The following is a 17,940-nucleotide window of genomic DNA, read 5'->3' on the forward strand; positions in this document are numbered from 1 at the left end:
GGCAGTTGGCGATCCGGTTCGGGTGAACGTGGTCCGGCTACTCTGGTGGCAAGGGTGCCGGTGCCGTTCTTCCAGCCGGCACCGGCACCCCACCCCGGAGCGTCAGGCCGCCAGCGCGGCGGGCTCGTCCGCCTCGTCCAGCAGGTCGATCAGCGTGGCGCGGGCTCGGGCCACGCGGGAACGGACGGTGCCGATCGGGCAGTCGCTGATCGCGGCGGCCTCCGCATAGGGCAGGCCGAGCAGCTGCGTGAGGGTGAACGCCTCCCGACGGTCGTCGGGCAGCGAGGCCAGCAGATCCCGCAGGGCGATGCCGTCGTCGAAACCGGGCAGGTCGCGCGGCTGGGCCAGTTCGGCGACCAGCTGCCAGTCCGGTACGTCCGCGAGGCGCGGGCGGGCGGCGGCGTACCGGTAGCTGTCGATCACCGCTCGGCGGGCGATGGACAGCAGCCACGCCCGGGCCGAGGAACGCCCCTCGAACCGGTGCAGGCTGCCGAGCGCCCGCAGGAACGTGTCCTGCGCCAAGTCGTCGACGGCCTGGGGATCCCCGCAGAGATGGGCGACGTAGCGCTGGACGTCCCGGTGCAGGGCGCCCACGAACTGCTCGACCGCGTCCGCGTCACCGCCGCGTGCGGCCAGCGCCCACGCGGTGATCGATTCGTCGCTCTGGTCGCTTCTGGCGCGCGAGGTGGGCAGGGCAGAGGTCATCACCTGGTGTCCTTCTCGGGTCAACCGTGATCCGGACCAGGGCACGCCGCAGCGCGCGGTCCGGTGAAAGGGGAAGAGACGGCCCTACGGCGTCGCTGTGGCGCTACCGCGCCTGTGCAGGCGTACAGCGCCTGTGCGGTCGTACGGCCGTGGCCGGAGGCGCACCCGGGGAGCCGGGCGGCCTCGGGAAAGCAGCTGTCGTCAGACGACAGCCGTTCCCACGGGCGGACCTCGAGAAGTGATCGCGTGGACGAGGAGCAGGAGCCGCGGTGCCCGGGCCGAGCGGCGGCGCCGCAGACGGACGCCCGGACGATCGGGGGCAGGGGGCAGGGCCAGCAGCAACCGCAGCGGCGCCGCCAGCCATCCGGCCGCCGCCCGCAGGATCCGGAAGGCGGCCTTCTCGCCGTAGGCCAGCCACAGGCCACTGAGCACCGCGGCGAGCAGGTGGGCGGCGAGCATGCCGGACGACGACGAACCGCCGTCCATGGAGTGCCCCATGTGACCCATGGGGCTCATGCCCGTGTGGTCCATGTGCATGGCGCCCATGTCCATGGAGCCCATCCGCATCGAGCCCATGTCCATGGCAGCGGAGGCACCGGACGGGCCGTACGCCGACTGGGCGTAGGAGAACGCCTCGTGGAGCACCGTCTGAGCGGCGACCACGACCGTCACGATCAACGGCAGCCCGCGCTCACGCCCTGCCAGACACCAGCCCACGGAACCGGTCGCAGCCCCACCGGCGGCCAGCGCCCACGCGGGCACGTCGCTGCCGGACATCAGGACGTGGCCCAGGGCAGCGAGCAGCACGCACACGGCCGCGAACACCGCGGCCCGTGTCGCGCGAGCACACCACCCTGCTGTCATGGCGCCTCATCCTCGCATCCGGGGTTCGGTCGTCATGCCTGGGTACGGACATTCACGGGGAATGCACTCAAGGCGCTCACGGCCCGTTGCCGCCAGGGCGGACCACCACCGCGACCGTCTCGACCGGCGCGCTGCGCTCGAAGTGCAGGGTGAACGGCACGAGGTCACCCACCCGCCGGCCCGCCCCGGCCCGCAGCGTCACGTCCACACCGCGCGGCGACATGGACAGCATGCCGCCCGCGGGCACGCCGGCCGAGGTCACGTCCGTCGTGGAGGCGGCCCGGCCGCCCAGCATGCGGTGCCCGCTGAGGGCGATCCGGCCGTGCACGGCGGTGGACGTCACGCTCACCAGCCGGTCGTCCGCGCCACCGACGTTGGCGATGTCGAAGAACGCCGCGGTGTTCGTGCTGTCCCCGTACGGCAGCAGGACCCGCCCGTTCGAGACGGTGATCCGGGCCGGGCTGCCCGCCTTCCCGGCCCCGGCCCAGGTCGTCAGCCCGGCCAGGGCGAGGCTGCACGCGGCCAGGGGCGCGAGCGCGGCGAGAAGGGCGTCGGTCAGGCGACGGCGCGTGGGTCGCCAGAGATTCTCCGTCATCGGGTACGCCTCCGGGCGGGTGCGGGCGCGGGCTGCCAGGCGCGCAGCCGCAGGCTGTTGCCCACGACCAGCAGCGAACTCACCGACATCGCCGCCGCGGCGAGCATCGGGGTGAGCAGGCCGACCATGGCGAGCGGCACGGTCACGACGTTGTAGCCGAAGGCCCAGACGAGGTTGGCCCGGATCGTGCCCAGCGTGCGCCGGGCGAGCCGGACCGCGTCCGCCAACGCCTCGATGTCCCCGCGGACCAACGTCACATCGGCGGCCCCGATGGCCACGTCCGTGCCGCTGCCCATGGCGATGCCCAGGTCGGCGCCGGCCAGGGCCGCGGCGTCGTTCACCCCGTCGCCGACGACCGCGACACGGCGGCCCTGCTCCCGCAGGTCGCGGACGAGTTCGGCCTTGGCCTCGGGGGTGCAGCCGGCGTGCACCTCGTCGACGCCCAGGGCCGCGGCCACCGCCCGAGCGGGTGCCTCACGGTCACCGGTGGCGAGCACCGGGCGCACGCCGAGGCGCCGCAGCCGGTCCACGGCCCGGTAACTTCCGGGCCGTACGACGTCTCCCACCTCGATCAGGGCTTCGGCGGTACCGTCCACCCGGACCAGGACGGGGGTGTGGGCGGCGGCCTCGGCCACCGCCAGCGCGTCTGCCAGGGCGGTGGGCACCTCACCGTCCGGGGCGAGGACTTCCACCCGCCGGCCCTCGACCACGCCGCGCACGCCTCGCCCCGGCGCGGCGGCGAACTCGCTCACCTCCGGCAGCGGCCCCTCGGGGAGGTGCCGCCGGGCGTGGGAGACGATCGCCCGGCCCAGGGGATGCTCCGAGCCGCGCTCGACGGCACCGGCCAGCCGCAGCACCGCCTCCTTGCCCAGTCCGTCGGGTACGACGGTGACACGGGCGACGGTCATGTGGCCGGAGGTGAGCGTCCCGGTCTTGTCCAGGACGACCGTGTCGAGGTGCTGGAGCCCCTCCAGCGCCTGGGCTCCGCCGACCAGGACGCCCAGTTGTGCACCGCGGCCGGTCGCGGCCATCAGCGCGGTCGGTGTGGCCAGGCCGAGCGCGCACGGACAGGCCACGACGAGCACCGCCACGCACGCGGTCACGGCGGCCTGCGGATCGCCCCCGGCACCGAGCCAGAAGCCGAGACAGGTGACGGCCAGCGTCAGCACGACGGGGACGAAGACCCCCGCCACGGTGTCGGCCAGCCGCTGCGCCCGTGCCTTTCCGGACTGGGCCTCGGTCACCAGCCGGGTGATCCGGGCGAGCTGGGTGTCGGCGCCGACGGCGGTGGCCTTCACCAGCAGCAGTCCGCCGGCGTTGACGGCGCCGCCGACCACCGCCGCCCCGGGCCCGACCTCGACGGGCTCGCTCTCCCCCGTGACCAGGGACAGATCGACGGCCGAACTGCCCTCCGTCACCTGCCCGTCGGTGGCCACGCGCTCCCCCGGCCGCACGACGAAGACCTGCCCCGGCCGCAACCACTCGATGGGGACGAGCCGTTCGTCGTCGCCTTCGCGGACCGTCACCTCTTTGGCGGCGAGTCGAACCAGTGACCTGAGCGCGGCACCGGTCCCGCGCCGGGCCCGCGCCTCCAGGCACCGCCCCGCCAGGACGAACAGCGGTACACCGACGGCCGCTTCGAGATAGAGGTGCGCCGCGCCGTCCGAGGCCGAGGGCACCAGGGTGAACGGCATCCGCATGCCGGGTTCCCCTGCACCGCCGAGGAAGAGCGCGTAGGCGGACCAGGAGAAGGACGCCAAGACACCCAGCGACACCAGGGTGTCCATGGTCGCCGCCGCATGCCGAAGGCCGCGCGCCGCACGCACATGGAAGGGCCACGCGCCCCAGACGGCGACCGGCGCGGCCAGCACGAAGCACAGCCACTGCCAGTTGCGGAACTGAAGCGCGGGCACCATCGACAGCACGAGCACGGGCACCGCGAGCAGCGCGGTGATCAGCAGCCGGTCCCGCTCCTCGCGAGCCTCCCCGGGCTCCTCCGCGTCCCCGCCCTCGCGGGTCCCGGGCTGCTGGGGCGGTTCGGGCAGGGCAGCCGTGTAACCGGCCTTCTCGACGGCGGCGACGAGTTCTTCGGGGCTGGTCCGCGGCGGGTGGCTCACCCGCGCCCGTCCGGTGGCCGGATTCACGGTCGCCGTGACCCCGTCCAGCTTGCCGAGCTGCTTCTCGACGCGCCGCACACAGGCCGCACAGGTCATGCCGCCCACGGTCAGATCGGTCGTCACCAGGTCGACGGCCACCGGTTCCCCGCCCATCAGTGGCCACCCCCGTGCATGTCGCCCATGTCGTCCGTGCCGCCGCCCCCACCCCGGCTCGGGCCGGTGCCGTGCATGCCGGGGGCGACGGGCCCCGCGGCGGCACCGACGGCGTACGACGCCGTGAACAGCAGCGCCAGCAGGAGAAGGAATCCGCACAGGGCGGGCGGAGGCACGAGCCTCCGCACCACCGCACCTGCCTCGGAGGAGTGTTGCCGGGCCTCGTCCATCAACCGCGTCTCCAGATCACGTCCGTACGGCATCGGTCGGATCGAGCCGCACTGCATCAGGAGTCGGGGCCGCCGGGGGTCGAGTTCCGGAGCGATGTTGTGGTCCGCGTCACGTGAGGGACACATCTGTCCGGGGTGCCCCTCCGAATGTAAGGCTCCCCTTCCAGCAAGTCAGGCTTGCTTGACCGCCGTCTTCACCCTCGCGATCGCCTGGGCGCTGCTGCGGGCTTTCCGGCGCGCGGACGAATACCTGCGCAGGATCCAGCTGGAGAGCATGGCCATCGCGTTCGCCGCAGTCCTCGTGGGGCTGCAAGTGGCCACCCTGCTCGATGCCGCAGGCATCATCCAGCTCCATCAGCTCGCGCAGGTGATCCTCCTCGGTGGCGTCGCCATCTGGATGACGATCGCCGACCTGCGCACCCGCCTGAACCGGTGACGAAGCATTGTGAAAAACCGACTCCGCGAACTGCGTGCAGCCCGCCGGTGGAGCCAGGCCGACCTGGCCGACCGGTGCCACGTCTCACGACAGGCCATCAACGCCATCGAAACCGAGCGGTACGACCCCAGCCTGCCTCTGGCGTTCACCATCGCCGACGTCTTCGGCCTGACCATCGAGGAGATCTTCCACCCCGACCGGACGGAAACGACGGACAACCCGGCCTGACATGTGAGGGATGGCGGGGACGTCACGCTCCGGGGATCTTGCGCTCCAAGGACTTCTTCACCCTGGCCAGCCGCCCGCACTGAACGGGTGCCTCATGGCCGACGGCGAGCACCTGCCGCCCACGGACCCGTTCCCCGCCTGGGACACCTACGGCATCGACGACACCCGCGAGCACGAGCATCCCGCACGCGTGGAACTTTCCGCGGTCGGAGATGAACTTCCTGAGCAGATCGGTGTCCTTGTAGTCGATGTAGGTGATGCCGGCGGCGTCCAGCGGGTTGGTGCGCTGTCGCTTGGCGGTCTGCCGCCGGGTGCTTGCGGGTCGGGGCATGGTGAGGTCGGTTCTCTCTTTCAGGTCACGGGGTCGAGCAAGCCGTCGAAGGCGTGCGGGAGTTGTTTCCAGCGGTCCCTGCCCGCCGCGTACTCGTCGTCGGTGAGCAGGCATGAGTCGAGCAGGGCCAGCAGGCCGTCGCGGTCCAGGCCGGGCGAGGTGAAGGTGAGGTACTGGCAGCGGTCGCCGTGTTCCGGGTGCCAGTGCACCGAGGCGGCAAGGCGGCGCTCGGCGGGCACCAACTCCCAGGCGGCGTCGGGCAGGGCGGCCAGCCAGGGGCCGACCGACTCCACGCACAGCGCGCCGCCCGCAGCCTCCCACGACAGCAGTGTGTCGGGGCGGTCCGCCAGCCAGAACCGCCCACGACTGCGGGCGGCGGCGCAGGTCAGGTCCTCGAGGGCCGCGTACAGGCGCTGCGGATGGAAAGGCCGTTCGCGCCGCCAGACGAAGGTGCTCACACCGTGCTCGTCGCACGACTGCGGCAGCAGCGCGCACGCGGGATGCACACGGGCGGCGGCCGCTGCCACGTCGAAGCCCGCCAACAGCGCTGCCCCCAGGGCACCGTCGCCCTCCACCCGTACGCTGCGGGCGCCCGGTGTGAGCTGGGCGAGCAGCGCGCGGTCGGTGTCGTCGGCGACCTCGCCGTCAGAATCGTCGTCACCGAGGGCGATCACCGTGGGGTACTCCAGCTGCCGGGCGAAGGTGTCGGCGACCGTGCGCTGGTCGGTCGGCGCGGCGGCGAGGCCGACGTCGGCCAGGTCGTCCCCGTTCGACAGGTACGGCAGGACGAGTGCCGGGTCGACCGCGGTGGCGACCCCGGTCAGGGCCAGCGGTGCGCCCGCGGCGGCGATGACTCCGGCCATGGCCTGTGGTTCCACGGAGTCCCACAGTTCCACGACGGCCAGTCGGTACCTGCCCTCCGCCGCGAGCCGCAGCAGTTCGGGCACGAGATCCTCGCGCAGCGCGCAGCACGCGCAGTCGTTCACCAGGGGTGCGTCACCGCTGCCCAGCAGGCCGTCGGCGTCGCGCACCGTCCGGTGCACCGCGCTGTCCACGGCGGACGTCAGGTCGTGATGCAGCGCCACCGAGCCGGGGACCGTACGCAGGATCTGCGCTACGGCGGTCCGGCGGGCGCCGGCGTGCAAGCCGGCGACGATCGCGACCGGAAGCCGCGCCTCTCCCCCGCTCACGGCTTCCGCCCGCCGTGACCGTAGCGCAGCGCCATCGATCCGTCCGTGAGAGCGTCCCCCGGGTCGCTGGCTCATGTGACAGCCGGATCACTGGACCAGTGGATCAGCCGTGGCGTGTCGCGCGCACCGGCCGGAATGCCATCGGACCAGGTCGGAGGGGTTACGGCCGCGCCCGACCGGTGAGCCATTGGTACAGTCGTGCATCATGGCCGTGGACGAACTCGACACCCGCATCCTCAGACTGCTGCTGGAGCAGCCGCGCACCAGCGTGCGCGAGTACGCCCGGATCCTCGGGGTGGCCCGCGGCACGCTCCAGGCCCGCCTGGACCGGCTGGAGCGGGATGGCGTGATCACCGGCACCGGCCCCTCCCTCTCCCCCGCCGCCCTGGGCCATCCGGTGCTGGCGTTCGTGCACATCGAGGTCACCCAGGGCCATCTGGACGACGTGGGCGACGCGCTGGCCGCCGTACCGGAGATCGTGGAGGCCTTCTCCATCACGGGCGGCGGAGATCTGCTCGCCCGTGTGGTGGGCCGGGACAACGCCCATCTGGAGGACGTGATCCAGAAGCTGATCAGCCTGCCGGGCGTGGTCCGCACCCGGACCGAGGTCGCGCTGCGCGAACGCGTCCCACACCGGCTGCTGCCTCTGGTGGAGTCGGTCGGCCGGGCCTCCCGCGGCTGACGCCCGGCGCTCCGGGCGCCCCCTCGGCGGCCAGTCGGCCGACGCGCGCGGAACGCTTCCTTCCGTGCGTTGTGCCTGGTAGCTGCCTAGCGTGGCCCCATGACCATCTCTCAGACCCGGCCGGACACCGGCGACCGGCGACGGTGGAAGGCGCTAGGGGTCTGTCTGACGGCGGGCTTCATGACGCTGCTCGACAGCTCGATCGTGAACGTGGCGCTGCCCTCGATGGAGCGCGGGCTGGGCGCCGCCCCGGCCGATCTGTCGTGGGTGGTCTCGGGGTACGCCCTCACCTTCGGCCTCGCCCTGGTCCCGGCGGGCCGGCTCGGGGACCTGCGCGGCCGGCGCGAGGCGTTCCTGTTCGGACTGGCCCTGTTCACCCTGGCCTCGGTGGCGTGCGGGCTGGCGCCCGGCGCCGGCTGGCTGGTGCTGTTCCGGCTGCTCCAGGGTGCGGCGTCGGGCATCGTCGCACCGCAGACCACCGGGCTGATCCAGCAGATGTTCCAGGGCCCCGAGCGGGCCCGGGCCTTCGGCATGCTGGGCAGCGTCGTCGGGATCTCCACCGCCGTGGGGCCGCCGCTGGGCGGTCTGCTGATCCAGGTGTTCGGCACCGGCGACGGCTGGCGCTGGGTGTTCTACGTCAACCTGCCGATCGGCCTGGCCGCCTTCGTCGCGGCGCTGCGCCTGCTGCCCCGCTCACCGGCCCGGACCGGCGGGCGGGAGAGCCTCGACCTGCCGGGCGTGCTGCTGCTCGGCGCGGGCGTGCTCGCTCTGATGCTGCCGCTGGTGCAGGAGCAGCAGTGGACCGGGCGGGAGAAGTGGGCCCTGCTGCCGGTGGCCGCGGTGCTGTTGGCGCTGTTCTGGGTGTGGGAGCGGCGGCAGGGAGGGCTCGGGCGGGCGCCGCTGCTCGATCTGACGCTGTTCGAGCAGCGGTCGTTCTCGCTGGGCGTGCTGCTGAACCTGGTGTACTTCGCGGGCTTCACCACGGTGTTCTTCGTCTACACGCTGTTCCTCCAGAACGGGGTCGGCTACGGCGCGCTCGCGGCGGGGCTGTCCTCGCTGCCCTTCGCGATCGGTTCGGCCGTCGGGGCGGCGGTGAGCGGCCGGATGGTGGTCCGCCACGGCCGCAGGCTGGTGATCGCCGGGCTGGCCGGGGTGGCTTTGGGCCTGCTCGGGGTGATCGCGGCTGTGCAGCTGGTGCCGGGGCGGGGTGCGGCGCCGGTGGCGGCGCTGCCGCTGCTGGTCGCCGGGCTCGGCTCGGGGGTGACGATCTCGCCCAACACCACCCTCACGCTGGCCGGTGTGCCCGTGCGGCGCGCCGGGGCGGCGGGCGGGGTCCTGGTGACGGCCCAGCGGATCGGTTCCGCGGCCGGGATCGCCGCGGTGGGCGCGGTGTACTTCGCGCATCTGGCCAACCACGGCAGCGCCGCGACCGCCCTGCAACTGGGGCTGCTCACGGCTGTGGGAATCATCGTGGTGGCACTCGGGCTGGCAGTGGCCGACCTGCGGCAACGCCGGACGCCGCCGTATCCGGAGCACGGCGGTACGCCGGAGCGCACCGATGCGCCGGGCGCGCGGCCGCGACCGGAGGAACCGGACCCGGCGCCCTGAACGGCTCCCCGCCCGCTACGACCGGCGGCGCGGCTTGCCCCGCCTGGCGGCTGTGGGCTTGGCGCCGGCCGCGCGGCCCCGCGCATCGCGTCCCGCCGACTTGCCCTGGCCCTGCTTGGCCTGGCCCTGCTTCGTCTGGCCTTGCTTGGCCTGCCCCTGCTTGGGCCGGGTTCCGCCGCCCTGCTGGGTTCGCTTGCCCTGCTGCCCGGCCGGAGCGCCGGCCGCCGTACGGCCCCGAGTGCTGTTGACCGTGCGGCCGCGGACGATGCCGATGAAGTCCTCCACCAGGTCGGTCGTGGCCTCCTCGGGCCAGGACAGGGCGACGCTGGACTGGGGGGCGTCGACGACCGGGCGGTAGGTGAGGTCGCGGCGGTGGTAGAGGCGGGCCAGGGACTGCGGGACGACCAGGAGGCCGACGTTCGCCGCGACCAGCTCGATCGCGTCCGGTGTCGTGGCGGGCCGCTCGAAGGCGGGCTCGCCGGGCGGGGCGTCCCAGTCGAAGACGTCGTCCAGGGGGTGGAAGAGCACCTCGTCGGCGAGGTCGGCGAGGGTGACCTCGTCCGCCGCCGTGATCACGTGGTCCTTGGGGACGATGACCACGGTGGTCTCGGTGTAGAGGGGGATCGCGCTGAAGTAGGCGCGGTCGACGGGCAGCCGTACCAGAGCCGCGTCCGCCTCGCCCGCGCGCAGCAGTTCCGGGGCCTCGGCGGCGGGGGCCTGGACGAGAGTGAGCGGGATGTCGGGCAGGCGTTCGTGCCAGACCTTCACCCACTTGGCGGGCGTCACTCCGGGGACGTACGCGAGCCGGAACGACGGTGATTCCTCCGAGCCTGTCACCAGGCCAGGTTACCGGGCGTGTCCGACATCGCCGTCACCGGCCACGGCCCCGACCGCCGGCACCCGCCACGGCCCCCGCCACCGGCACCCGCCACAGCCCCGCCACCGGCACCCGCCGCGGTCCTGGCCGCCGTGACCCGCCCCGGCTCCTGGGCGCGCTCGCCCGCCGCGGTCGGGCCGGCCCCGCCCGGCCGATACCCTGGACGCATGAGTTCGCAGCAGAGCACCCAGACGATGAAGCCCGCGACCGCGGCGAAGAAGCTGGGTGTGTACCTCCCCGCCACCCCCGCCTCGTTCCAGGAGGGCGTGGTCACCCGCGCCGAGCTGAACGAGTTGCAGGCCGATCCCCCGGAGTGGCTGCGCGAGCTGCGGCGCAACGGCCCCCACCCGCGTCCCGTGGTCGCCGCGAAGCTGGGCGTGTCCATCTCCGGGCTCGCGCGCGGCGGGATCACCGACGCGCTGACCACCGAGCAGATCGAGGCGCTCAAGCAGGAGCAGCCCGAGTGGCTGGAGAAGGAGCGCGCGACGCAGGCCGAGGTCCGCAAGGAGACGGCGCGGAGCAAGAAGAAGCAGGCCGAGCGCGCCGAGCAGGCCCGCCCCTGACACCCGGCGTCCCCGATGCCCCCACCGCCGACGGCGCTGGGGGCATCGTGCTGACCGCGTGCATTCCCCTCGTCCCCAGCCCCCGGGGGCGTTGTCAGTGGCCTGCCCTAGAGTTCCCGGCACTTGATCACTGCGGGTGCGGGAGGCTCGGATGGGGTGGGTGTCGGCCGGCGACTACGAGGTCGCCCTCGACAGCGGAAAGGTGGTCTGCCGCAACGCGGCCGGGCGGTTGCTGAAATCGGTCCCGCCCAAGATCGCCGACGATCCGGCCGTGGTGGGGCTCAGGCAGCTGACCGAGTGGCTGGAGCGGCACGAACGGCAGTGCCTGGACGATGCCGAGCGGTGGATGATCCGCTCGCTGCCGGTGCCGCTCGCCGTCCTCACGCGCGTGTGGCCCGACCCCGCCTGGCAGGCCGCGCTGCGCGACCTCGTCGTCACCGGCGCGGACGGCAGGGTCGCCGGCTTCCTGCGGGACGCCGACCCCGAGCGCGGTCTCGGTCTCGTCGACCTCGACGGCGACACCGTCCGCATCAGCCCCGAGCTGGTCCGCATCCCGCACCCGGTCCTCCTGGCGGAGCTGGAGGAGCTGCGCGAGTTCGCCGTCGAACTGGGTGTGGAGCAGAAGGTCCAGCAGCTGTTCCGCGAGGTCTGGCACCGCCCGGAGGTGTTCGACGCCGAGGCGAAGCAGGTCGAGGAGTACGCGGGCGGCTCCTTCAAGGAGCTGCGCTTCCTGACCGGCAGGGCGGCCCGGCTCGGCCATCGGGTGCGCGGCGGCTACGCCGTGTGTCCCGTGGTGGAGGACGGCCGCAGCGTCGAGGCCCGCGTGTGGGTCGGCGACTACGAGGGCTACGACGAGACCGAGACCGGCCCCCTGCTGTGGGCCGACCCGGCCGGCCGTGTGCTGACGCTGGGTCAGGTCGGGCCGGTGGCCTGGTCCGAGGGCATGCGCATGGCGGCCGGGCTGTACGCCGGGCGGGACGTCGAGGACGAGGAGCAGGCGGCATGACGTACGACGAGAACACGGTCGCCGCGCTGCTGGACGCGGGGGCGGTGCTGCCCCCGGGCAGCACCGACCGCGAGGACGCCGACCTGCTCACCGTCCGCACCTACGCCCACCCAGCGCTGGACGGCCGCCGGGTGGTCCGGCTGGTGCCCGGCACGCTGGGCGAGGCCGAGGACCTGGCGCTGGAGTTCCTGGGACTGGTCCGGGAGCCGGAGACGCCCGAGGTCGGGCAGGTGCGCCGGGAGACGCTGGGCTTCCCGGCCTGGGCGCTGGTCCACGACCCGGCCAACGGGCACCACGCGCTCGCCCTGGTGCAGGACATGGAGCGGCTCGCCCGGCAGGCCGCCTCCCGCCCCGGCACGGCCAAGGACGGCTTCGAGGCGCTGGGCGAGCGGCTCGGGCGGGCGGTGCCGCACTTCCTGCCGACGTTCTACGAACAGGCCGCGCGGGTCTTCCTCCAGCAGGAGAACACCACCTACGCCGCCGCGTTCTTCGGCAAGGCCCGCGAGGCCGAGCGGGTGCACGCGCTCGCGGTGGACGAGGAGCGGCAGCGCGCGGTGTTCCTGGAGTTCGCCTTCGCCGGGGCGCTGACCGTGAAGGCCCTCAAGCAGTATGTGAAGGACCTCACCGCGCGGCTCGACCCGGCCGCCGCCTGGGCGCAGTTCCGGCAGCTGACGGTGGAGCGGTGCGCGGCCGGTACGCCGCCGTACGCCTCGCTGCCGCAGGACGCGCGCGGGCTGATCAGGGGCGCGGGCCTGGACCGGGTCACCGAGGAGTGCGCGCTCGTCGCCGACCTGCTCGCGTCGCCCGCGGCCGTCCGGGCGCCCGCCTCCTTCTGGACCGCCTACCGCGCGGTGCTGCCGGTCCTGGCCGACCGCCGGCCGGAGGTCCGGGTGCGGCTGCTGGAGATCATGCCGGCCGGGCTCGGCCGGAAGGTCGAGGACGACGAGTTCTGGCTGACGCTGCTCGCGGAGACCGGCACGGAGCGGCTGCTGACCGACCCGGCGGCGGCCGCGGAACACGGCGTCGACCCGGCCGGCTGGCTGACCCGGTGGGCGTCCTTCCGCAAGCACGGCGGCTCGTGGTCGTGGCGCTCCCCCGCCACGCTGGCGCTGGCCGGGCGCATGGTGCCGCTGTTGCGGGCCGCGGGCCACCCGGTGGACCTGTTCGCCGGCGGCTGGCATCCCGGCGCCGATGTCGACCTGCTGGACCTGTGCGCGGCCGAGGGCGTCCCGCTCACCGTGCCGGAGGGCGACGACAGGATGTTCCTGCCGCTGGCCGAGTGGCTGGGCGACACCCGCGACGGCCGGCGCGACCTCACCGCCGTCGCGGCCGATCCGCGCTTCCGGCGGCTGCTGCACCAGGCCGTGGAGAAGACCGGCGGACACCAGCGGTCCCGTGAGCTGCTGGCATCGGTCGCCGGCCACCCGGTGCTGTCCGAGGTGCTGCGCGAGTGGCTGGAGGAGACCGCCGCCGCGTACACGCGCGCGGTGGGCCTGCCCGGTGCGCGTGCGGCACTCGACCGGCTCCGGCCGTTCCGGACGGTCGCGGCCGAGGTCAGCCCGGCGGCCGTGGCCCGGATCGCCGGACACGACACGGCTCCGCTGCTGGGCCGCACGCTGCGGGCCGGCATCCTGGACGAGCTGGGCTGGCCGGCCCTGGAGGAGGCGCTGGCCCTGCTCGACACGGAGCAGGGGGCAAAGGGCGAGGACACCTCGCTGGCCGTCCACGAGGCCTGGCCCGCGCTGATCCTGTGCCGCAGGCGCAGGGTGGTCGTGGTCGGCCCGGACCGGGTGCTGCTCGACCACGCACTGCGGCTGCCGCAGGAGCTGGACCGCTGGCAGCGCCCCCGCTACCGGTACGTGGACGGCGAGCTGCTGGTGATGTGGCGGCACGGCGGCAAGCAGTACGGCTACTGGTCGGCCCGGCCCGCCGAGGTGTTCGAACTCGGCGGCGAGCAGCTGCCGTCCTGGTGGTCCGGCAACGAGACGATCGTGCCGTCGATCCCGCTGCCCGGCGGCGGCCGCGCGAGCGGCGGCCGCACCCTGCATGCCGGCGACACGGTGCTGCCGCCGACCCGCTCGGTCCTCGGGGACGGCACCACGTACTGGCGTCAGGGCCGCCAGGGCCGGCAGACGGTCTGGCTGGAGTACGACCCGGCCACCGGCACGCACGGCCGTGCGTCGCTGCCCGCGCTGCTGCGCGCCGGCATCCGCGAGGACGCCGAGCTGCTTCCCGCCCGGTGCGAGGTGCTGCCGCTGCAACCGGGCCTGGAGAACAGCCCGTTCGGCACCGACGGCACGGTGCTCGGGCGCTGGGTGCGCACCGAGGGCAAGGGCGCCGGACTGCGCCGCACCGCCGGGACGGCGGACGGGCGGACCGTGTCGCTGCCCGGGGTGGTGGACGGCTGGCGGGTCGTGCCCCTGGGTGCCCTGCGGCTGCCCGGCGGCGTCGAGCCCGTCGTCGCCCAGACCCCCCGGCATGTGGCGCTGTTCGCGGGCGACGACGCCGCTGCCGGCGAACTGGGCCGCGTGTCGCCGAACAGCGGGGGCGGCGACTTCGCCGCCGGTACCCGGCTGGTGCCCCCGCTGCCCTACTGGCACGCGCTGCGCCCCCGCGACGCGCAGGCCTCGGCCGTGCTGCGCGCCCTGACCGACGCGCAGGCCGCGCAGCTGCTGCGGAGCACGGCCGAGGCACTGGCCGTACGGCAGGAGGAGCTGGCCCGCGCCGGTGACGACGAGGCCGCCAAGGCCGCCGTACCGGCCGTGGACACGGTGGCCGTGCGGGCGGTGGCCGCCGCGCTGCCCGCCCTGGCCGACGAGCGGCTGCGCGCCGGCGTCGCCGCCCTGGTCCGGTACGGGCTGCGCATCGCCGAGTCGGCCACCGCCTTCGCGCACCCCCCGCAGGAGCGGCCGCGGCAGCCGCGCAACCGGACGGAGGGCATGTTCGCCGACTACAGCCCCGAACACGGCGACGACCGCAGCCTGTTGGAGGCCGTCTCCGGCTTCGGCGGGGTCCAGGGCTGGTGGCGGCCCGAGCAGTGGAGCGCGCTGCGCCAGATCCGCGCGGTCAACCATGTGCTGTCCGGCAATCCCGCCGACGGCACCCCGGTGCCCGACGCCAAGCGGCTGGGCGCCCTCGGCGACGGCTGGGCCGGTGAGCCGTACACCGTCCCGGACGCCGGGCTGGCATGGCCGAGCCTGCTGGGGCGCTTGCGCGCACTGGCCTACCGGGCCACCTCGGCGGTCCTGACCGACGCCCAGCGGGAGCCGCTGCTGCTGCTGTCGGAGGCCCTCGCCGAAGGACCGCTCGCCACGGCCGGCGGCACGCTCCGCACCCTGCTGCTGAACGAGCCGTACGACAACCAGCAGCGCGCCGGACAGGTGCTGCGCCGCGCGGACCGCACGGTGGTGATCCTCGGCTGCCAGAACATCGACGTGCACCGGGGCGGGGTCAACTGGCTGGCGGTGGACCACGATCCGTCCGGGGCGTTCGGCGCGGTCGCCCACTTCACGCTGCACGCGGAGGCGCACTACGAGCCGGGGATCTCCGCCGAGGACCTGGTCGCCGTCACCCGTCTGGTCCGGGCGAAGGGCGCCGCGCCCTGGCCGTCCGAGGCGCCCGCGGCACTGGTGGCGGCGACCGGCGGCGGACTCGGCCCGCTCCAGGCGGCCGTGCTGCTCGCCGGTCAGCCGCGCGAGCCCCACGCCGAGGGCCTGACCGCGCTCGGGCTCAAGCCCCGGCAGCGGGAACTGGGCGAGCGGCTGTTGCAGGGGCTGGATGCCGGGGGCCGGACAGAACTGATGGGCTCGCTGCTGCCCGCGGACCCTGCCGACCTGTGGACGACGGGACCGGACACCGAGGCCGCGGGCCGGGTGTGGGCCGAGCGGTTCGGCTCCCTGGTGCGGGTGCCGGAGGACGTCCGGGAGGAGCTGGCCGGGCTGGGCGTCGGATACGCCGACGACGTGCTCAATCCCTCCCTCACGCCCTGGCTGAGCCGGACCACGGTGCTGCGGCCGGACAAGGACGGCACCCTCGTGCCGGAGGACCCCGCGGCGGTACCGGGCCGGTACGACCTGGGGAACGCCGTGCGGGGGCTCGCCGCGCTGGCCTACGGCCTGCCGTACGGCCACCCGCTGCGGTCCGCGCTGCCTGCGGGACTCGCCGCCGTGCGCCGCCGGATGACCGACCCCGAACTGCTGCTCGGGCTGGGTGTCGAGATGACGGAGAAGGGCGGCCCCACGGCGGTGGAGGTGCGCAAGGCGTACGGGCTGCCGGAGACCGGCGGCGCCGACGCGCACGGACTGACCCGGGTCGGCGCGGCCATCGTGCTGCGCCCCTGGTACCGCGACACGGAGACGGTGCAGATTCGGCCGGCCGGGCTCACCGGGGCCGACGACCCGGTGTTCGGGCTGCTGGAGGGCCTGGTCGGGCCCGAGCGCGGAAGCGGTCTGCGGGCTCTGCGCACCCTTCTCGGCGCCGAGCTGGAGCGGGCCGTCGCGGTCGGCGCCGAGGGCCCCGCGGGGTATGCGCAGGATCCGGCCACGAGCGTGCCTGAGCTGGTCGCCGAGGTCGCCGCGGCGCACGGCCTGGGCGCCGACGCGGCCGCGCTCTACCTCCAGTTGCTGGCCCTGCCCGATCCTACGGACCGCAACTGCGCCCGCTGGACCGGCTGGAAGCCCGCGCGGCTGCGGAAGGCCCGCGCCGAACTGGCCGCGACCGACCTGGTCGTCGAGGCGAAGCGGCCGCGCGCCGGGCGGAGCCTGTTCCTGCCCGGCGGCTGGCGGGACCTGAAGTCGCCCGCGCTGCCGGTGGAGACCTGGAAGGAGGGCCTGTACCCGATCGGCCGTCTGCGCGCGATACCGCTGCTGCCGGTGCCCGAGCTGTTCGGCCGCGCCTGGGCCCGGGTCCGCGCGGGCGACGCGCCGGCGTACGAGGAGCTGACCACCCGGGCGACCAGAAGGGGGCGGCGCCGATGAGCGGGCCGTCTCCGCTGCCGCCCGCCCGCCGTCCGCGTGCCTGCGGTCCCTCTACCCGAGGCGGGCGTGCCGGTACGGCGGCCATCCGTGCCGTCCGCGCCCCGCTCGCCGCCCTTTTCCTCGCCCCTGTCGTCGTCCCTGCCGTCGGCTCTGCCGTCCGCGCCGCCTCGAAGGATCCCCGCCCATGACCACCGCCGTCGTCACCGACCCCGCGCCGCAGCCCGCAGCGGCGGCCCGGCAGATCGTGCCTCCCGAGGACGGGTACGCCACCGAGCTGGCCTTCCTCGCCGCCCATGACCAGGGTCCGCGGCCGCCCTCCTGGCGGCTGACGCCCCGTGCCGTCGTCACGTTCGTCGTGGGCAGCGAGGGCCGGGCGCTGCGGCTGCCGGACGACGTGGAGGCGCCTCAGGGCGTGCCGCGCCGGCTGGAGATCACCGGAAAGTTCGTCGGCGACCGGGCTTTGGTGGAGCGGTGCGTCGTCACGCTCGCCGGGGAACGGGGCCTGCTGCTCGTCGGCGAGCCCGGTACCGCCAAGTCGATGCTGTCGGAGCTGCTGTCGGCCGCCGTGTGCGGCACCAGCGGGCTGGTCGTGCAGGGCACGGCCGGTACGACCGAGGACCAGCTCAAGTACGGCTGGAACTACGCCCTGTTGCTCGCTCAGGGGCCCAGCCGGCAGGCGCTGGTGCCGTCGCCGGTGCTGACGGCGATGACCCGGGGGGCGATCGCCCGCGTCGAGGAGGTCACCCGCTGCCTGCCCGAGGTGCAGGACTCCCTGGTGTCCCTGCTGTCCGAGCGGCGCATCGCGGTGCCCGAACTGGCGGGCTCCGAGGAGGCGCTGGCCCATGCGGCGCCGGGCTTCAACCTCATCGCGACCGCCAACCTGCGGGACAGGGGTGTCTCGGAGATGTCGGCCGCGCTCAAGCGCCGCTTCAACTTCGAGACGGTTGGCCCCATTTCCGACCTCGACGCCGAGGTGGCGCTGGTGCGCGGCCAGGCCCGGGCGTCGGTGGCCCGGTCGGGCGCGCCCTTCCAGGTCGACGACGCGGTTCTGGAGGCCCTGGTGACCGTCTTCCGCGATCTGCGCGAGGGCCGGTCGGCGGAGGGCTGGGAGGTGGAGCGGCCGTCCACGGTGATGAGCACGGCGGAGGCGGTGTCCGTGGCGGGCGCGCTGGCGCTGGCCGCGGCCTACTTCCCGGGGGACCGTGACGTCCTGGCGCTGCTGCCCGGCCATCTGCTCGGGGTGGCGCACAAGGACGACCCGGCGGACGCGGCGCGGCTGCGCGGCTACTGGGACGGTCCGGTGCGGCGCCGGGCCGAACAGGGCGCGGCGACCTGGCGCACGCTGTGGGACCTGCGCGCGGTCCTGGAGGGCTGAGCAC

Annotated in this window: 15 protein-coding genes and 1 pseudogene; 8 read left to right on the forward strand and 8 right to left on the reverse strand. The window is 74.5% G+C overall.

The features are described from left to right. Window positions 1-102: 102 nt before the first annotated feature. The 5 genes from ACWCV9_RS14800 to ACWCV9_RS14820 form a co-directional block, all read right to left on the reverse strand. On the reverse strand, window positions 103-708 hold the full coding sequence (locus ACWCV9_RS14800; protein ID WP_450786736.1) for a sigma-70 family RNA polymerase sigma factor: 606 nt from the start codon (window positions 706-708) through the stop codon (window positions 103-105). 198 nt (window positions 709-906) lie between these two features. Further along, on the reverse strand, window positions 907-1,569 hold the full coding sequence (locus ACWCV9_RS14805) for a hypothetical protein (protein ID WP_450786738.1): 663 nt from the start codon (window positions 1,567-1,569) through the stop codon (window positions 907-909). Window positions 1,570-1,645: 76 nt separating this feature from the next. Continuing rightward, window positions 1,646-2,164, reverse strand: a complete 519-nt coding sequence (locus ACWCV9_RS14810; protein ID WP_450786739.1) for a copper chaperone PCu(A)C — start codon at window positions 2,162-2,164, stop codon at window positions 1,646-1,648. Further along, window positions 2,161-4,434 carry a heavy metal translocating P-type ATPase gene (locus ACWCV9_RS14815; protein WP_450786741.1) on the reverse strand — a complete coding sequence of 758 codons (2,274 nt, stop codon included), beginning with the start codon at window positions 4,432-4,434 and terminating at the stop codon, window positions 2,161-2,163. The genes ACWCV9_RS14810 and ACWCV9_RS14815 overlap by 4 nt, the downstream gene beginning before the upstream one ends. Continuing rightward, on the reverse strand, window positions 4,434-4,664 hold the full coding sequence (locus tag ACWCV9_RS14820; protein ID WP_450786902.1) for a hypothetical protein: 231 nt from the start codon (window positions 4,662-4,664) through the stop codon (window positions 4,434-4,436). The genes ACWCV9_RS14815 and ACWCV9_RS14820 overlap by 1 nt, the downstream gene beginning before the upstream one ends. A 181-nt stretch (window positions 4,665-4,845) precedes the next feature. Here ACWCV9_RS14820 and ACWCV9_RS14825 point away from each other — a divergent pair, with 181 nt between their 5' ends. Together ACWCV9_RS14825 and ACWCV9_RS14830 are read left to right on the forward strand one after the other, a co-directional pair. Next, entirely contained in the window at window positions 4,846-5,100 is a 255-nt protein-coding gene (locus ACWCV9_RS14825) for a hypothetical protein (protein ID WP_450786743.1), read from the forward strand. 9 nt (window positions 5,101-5,109) lie between these two features. Next, window positions 5,110-5,328, forward strand: coding sequence for a helix-turn-helix transcriptional regulator (locus tag ACWCV9_RS14830; protein ID WP_398290990.1), 219 nt, complete (start codon window positions 5,110-5,112; stop codon window positions 5,326-5,328). Between the two features lie 187 nt (window positions 5,329-5,515). Here ACWCV9_RS14830 and ACWCV9_RS14835 read toward each other — a convergent pair. After that, window positions 5,516-5,659 (reverse strand): annotated as a pseudogene (locus ACWCV9_RS14835) (30S ribosomal protein S18); the annotation flags it as partial. A gap of 20 nt (window positions 5,660-5,679) precedes the next feature. After that, on the reverse strand, window positions 5,680-6,849 hold the full coding sequence (locus ACWCV9_RS14840; protein ID WP_450786745.1) for a GTP-binding protein: 1,170 nt from the start codon (window positions 6,847-6,849) through the stop codon (window positions 5,680-5,682). Window positions 6,850-7,054: 205 nt separating this feature from the next. On the opposite strand from ACWCV9_RS14840, the gene ACWCV9_RS14845 reads away from it, so the two are divergent. Then, a complete protein-coding gene (locus tag ACWCV9_RS14845) occupies window positions 7,055-7,531 on the forward strand; it encodes an Lrp/AsnC family transcriptional regulator (RefSeq protein ID WP_450786747.1) in 477 nt (158 codons plus the stop codon). A 99-nt stretch (window positions 7,532-7,630) separates the two neighbouring features. Further along, window positions 7,631-9,139, forward strand: a complete 1,509-nt coding sequence (locus tag ACWCV9_RS14850; protein WP_450786749.1) for an MFS transporter — start codon at window positions 7,631-7,633, stop codon at window positions 9,137-9,139. 15 nt (window positions 9,140-9,154) lie between these two features. On the opposite strand, the gene ACWCV9_RS14855 is transcribed toward ACWCV9_RS14850, so the two are convergent. Next, window positions 9,155-9,976 (reverse strand): LysR substrate-binding domain-containing protein, encoded by an 822-nt coding sequence (locus ACWCV9_RS14855; RefSeq protein ID WP_450786751.1) that lies wholly within the window; start codon window positions 9,974-9,976, stop codon window positions 9,155-9,157. A gap of 207 nt (window positions 9,977-10,183) precedes the next feature. On the opposite strand from ACWCV9_RS14855, the gene ACWCV9_RS14860 reads away from it, so the two are divergent. From ACWCV9_RS14860 to ACWCV9_RS14875, 4 genes are all read left to right on the forward strand, one after another. Beyond that, window positions 10,184-10,579 carry a DUF5997 family protein gene (locus ACWCV9_RS14860; protein WP_450786753.1) on the forward strand — a complete coding sequence of 132 codons (396 nt, stop codon included), beginning with the start codon at window positions 10,184-10,186 and terminating at the stop codon, window positions 10,577-10,579. A 151-nt stretch (window positions 10,580-10,730) separates the two neighbouring features. Continuing rightward, the gene (locus tag ACWCV9_RS14865; RefSeq protein ID WP_450786755.1) at window positions 10,731-11,585 is read left to right on the forward strand and encodes a DUF4132 domain-containing protein; all 855 of its coding nucleotides are present in this window, start codon (window positions 10,731-10,733) and stop codon (window positions 11,583-11,585) included. After that, window positions 11,582-16,561: a hypothetical protein gene (locus ACWCV9_RS14870; RefSeq protein ID WP_450786757.1), complete on the forward strand. Its 4,980-nt coding sequence runs from the start codon at window positions 11,582-11,584 to the stop codon at window positions 16,559-16,561. The genes ACWCV9_RS14865 and ACWCV9_RS14870 overlap by 4 nt, the downstream gene beginning before the upstream one ends. Window positions 16,562-16,745: 184 nt before the next feature. After that, on the forward strand, window positions 16,746-17,936 hold the full coding sequence (locus ACWCV9_RS14875) for an AAA family ATPase (protein ID WP_450786759.1): 1,191 nt from the start codon (window positions 16,746-16,748) through the stop codon (window positions 17,934-17,936). Window positions 17,937-17,940: the final 4 nt, after the last annotated feature.

It is taken from the genome of Streptomyces sp. NPDC001606 (genome assembly GCF_053596835.1).

What these genes read in the sequence shown, in the direction of transcription:
- ACWCV9_RS14805 (WP_450786738.1), bottom strand. Translation starts at nt 1,569, where the DNA reads ATGACAGCAGGGTGGTGTGCTCGCGCGACACGGGCCGCGGTGTTCGCG.
- ACWCV9_RS14810 (WP_450786739.1), bottom strand. Translation starts at nt 2,164, where the DNA reads ATGACGGAGAATCTCTGGCGACCCACGCGCCGTCGCCTGACCGACGCC.
- ACWCV9_RS14815 (WP_450786741.1), bottom strand. Translation starts at nt 4,434, where the DNA reads ATGGGCGGGGAACCGGTGGCCGTCGACCTGGTGACGACCGATCTGACC.
- ACWCV9_RS14820 (WP_450786902.1), bottom strand. Translation starts at nt 4,664, where the DNA reads ATGGACGAGGCCCGGCAACACTCCTCCGAGGCAGGTGCGGTGGTGCGG.
- ACWCV9_RS14845 (WP_450786747.1), top strand. Translation starts at nt 7,055, where the DNA reads ATGGCCGTGGACGAACTCGACACCCGCATCCTCAGACTGCTGCTGGAG.
- ACWCV9_RS14850 (WP_450786749.1), top strand. Translation starts at nt 7,631, where the DNA reads ATGACCATCTCTCAGACCCGGCCGGACACCGGCGACCGGCGACGGTGG.
- ACWCV9_RS14860 (WP_450786753.1), top strand. Translation starts at nt 10,184, where the DNA reads ATGAGTTCGCAGCAGAGCACCCAGACGATGAAGCCCGCGACCGCGGCG.
- ACWCV9_RS14865 (WP_450786755.1), top strand. Translation starts at nt 10,731, where the DNA reads ATGGGGTGGGTGTCGGCCGGCGACTACGAGGTCGCCCTCGACAGCGGA.
- ACWCV9_RS14870 (WP_450786757.1), top strand. Translation starts at nt 11,582, where the DNA reads ATGACGTACGACGAGAACACGGTCGCCGCGCTGCTGGACGCGGGGGCG.
- ACWCV9_RS14875 (WP_450786759.1), top strand. Translation starts at nt 16,746, where the DNA reads ATGACCACCGCCGTCGTCACCGACCCCGCGCCGCAGCCCGCAGCGGCG.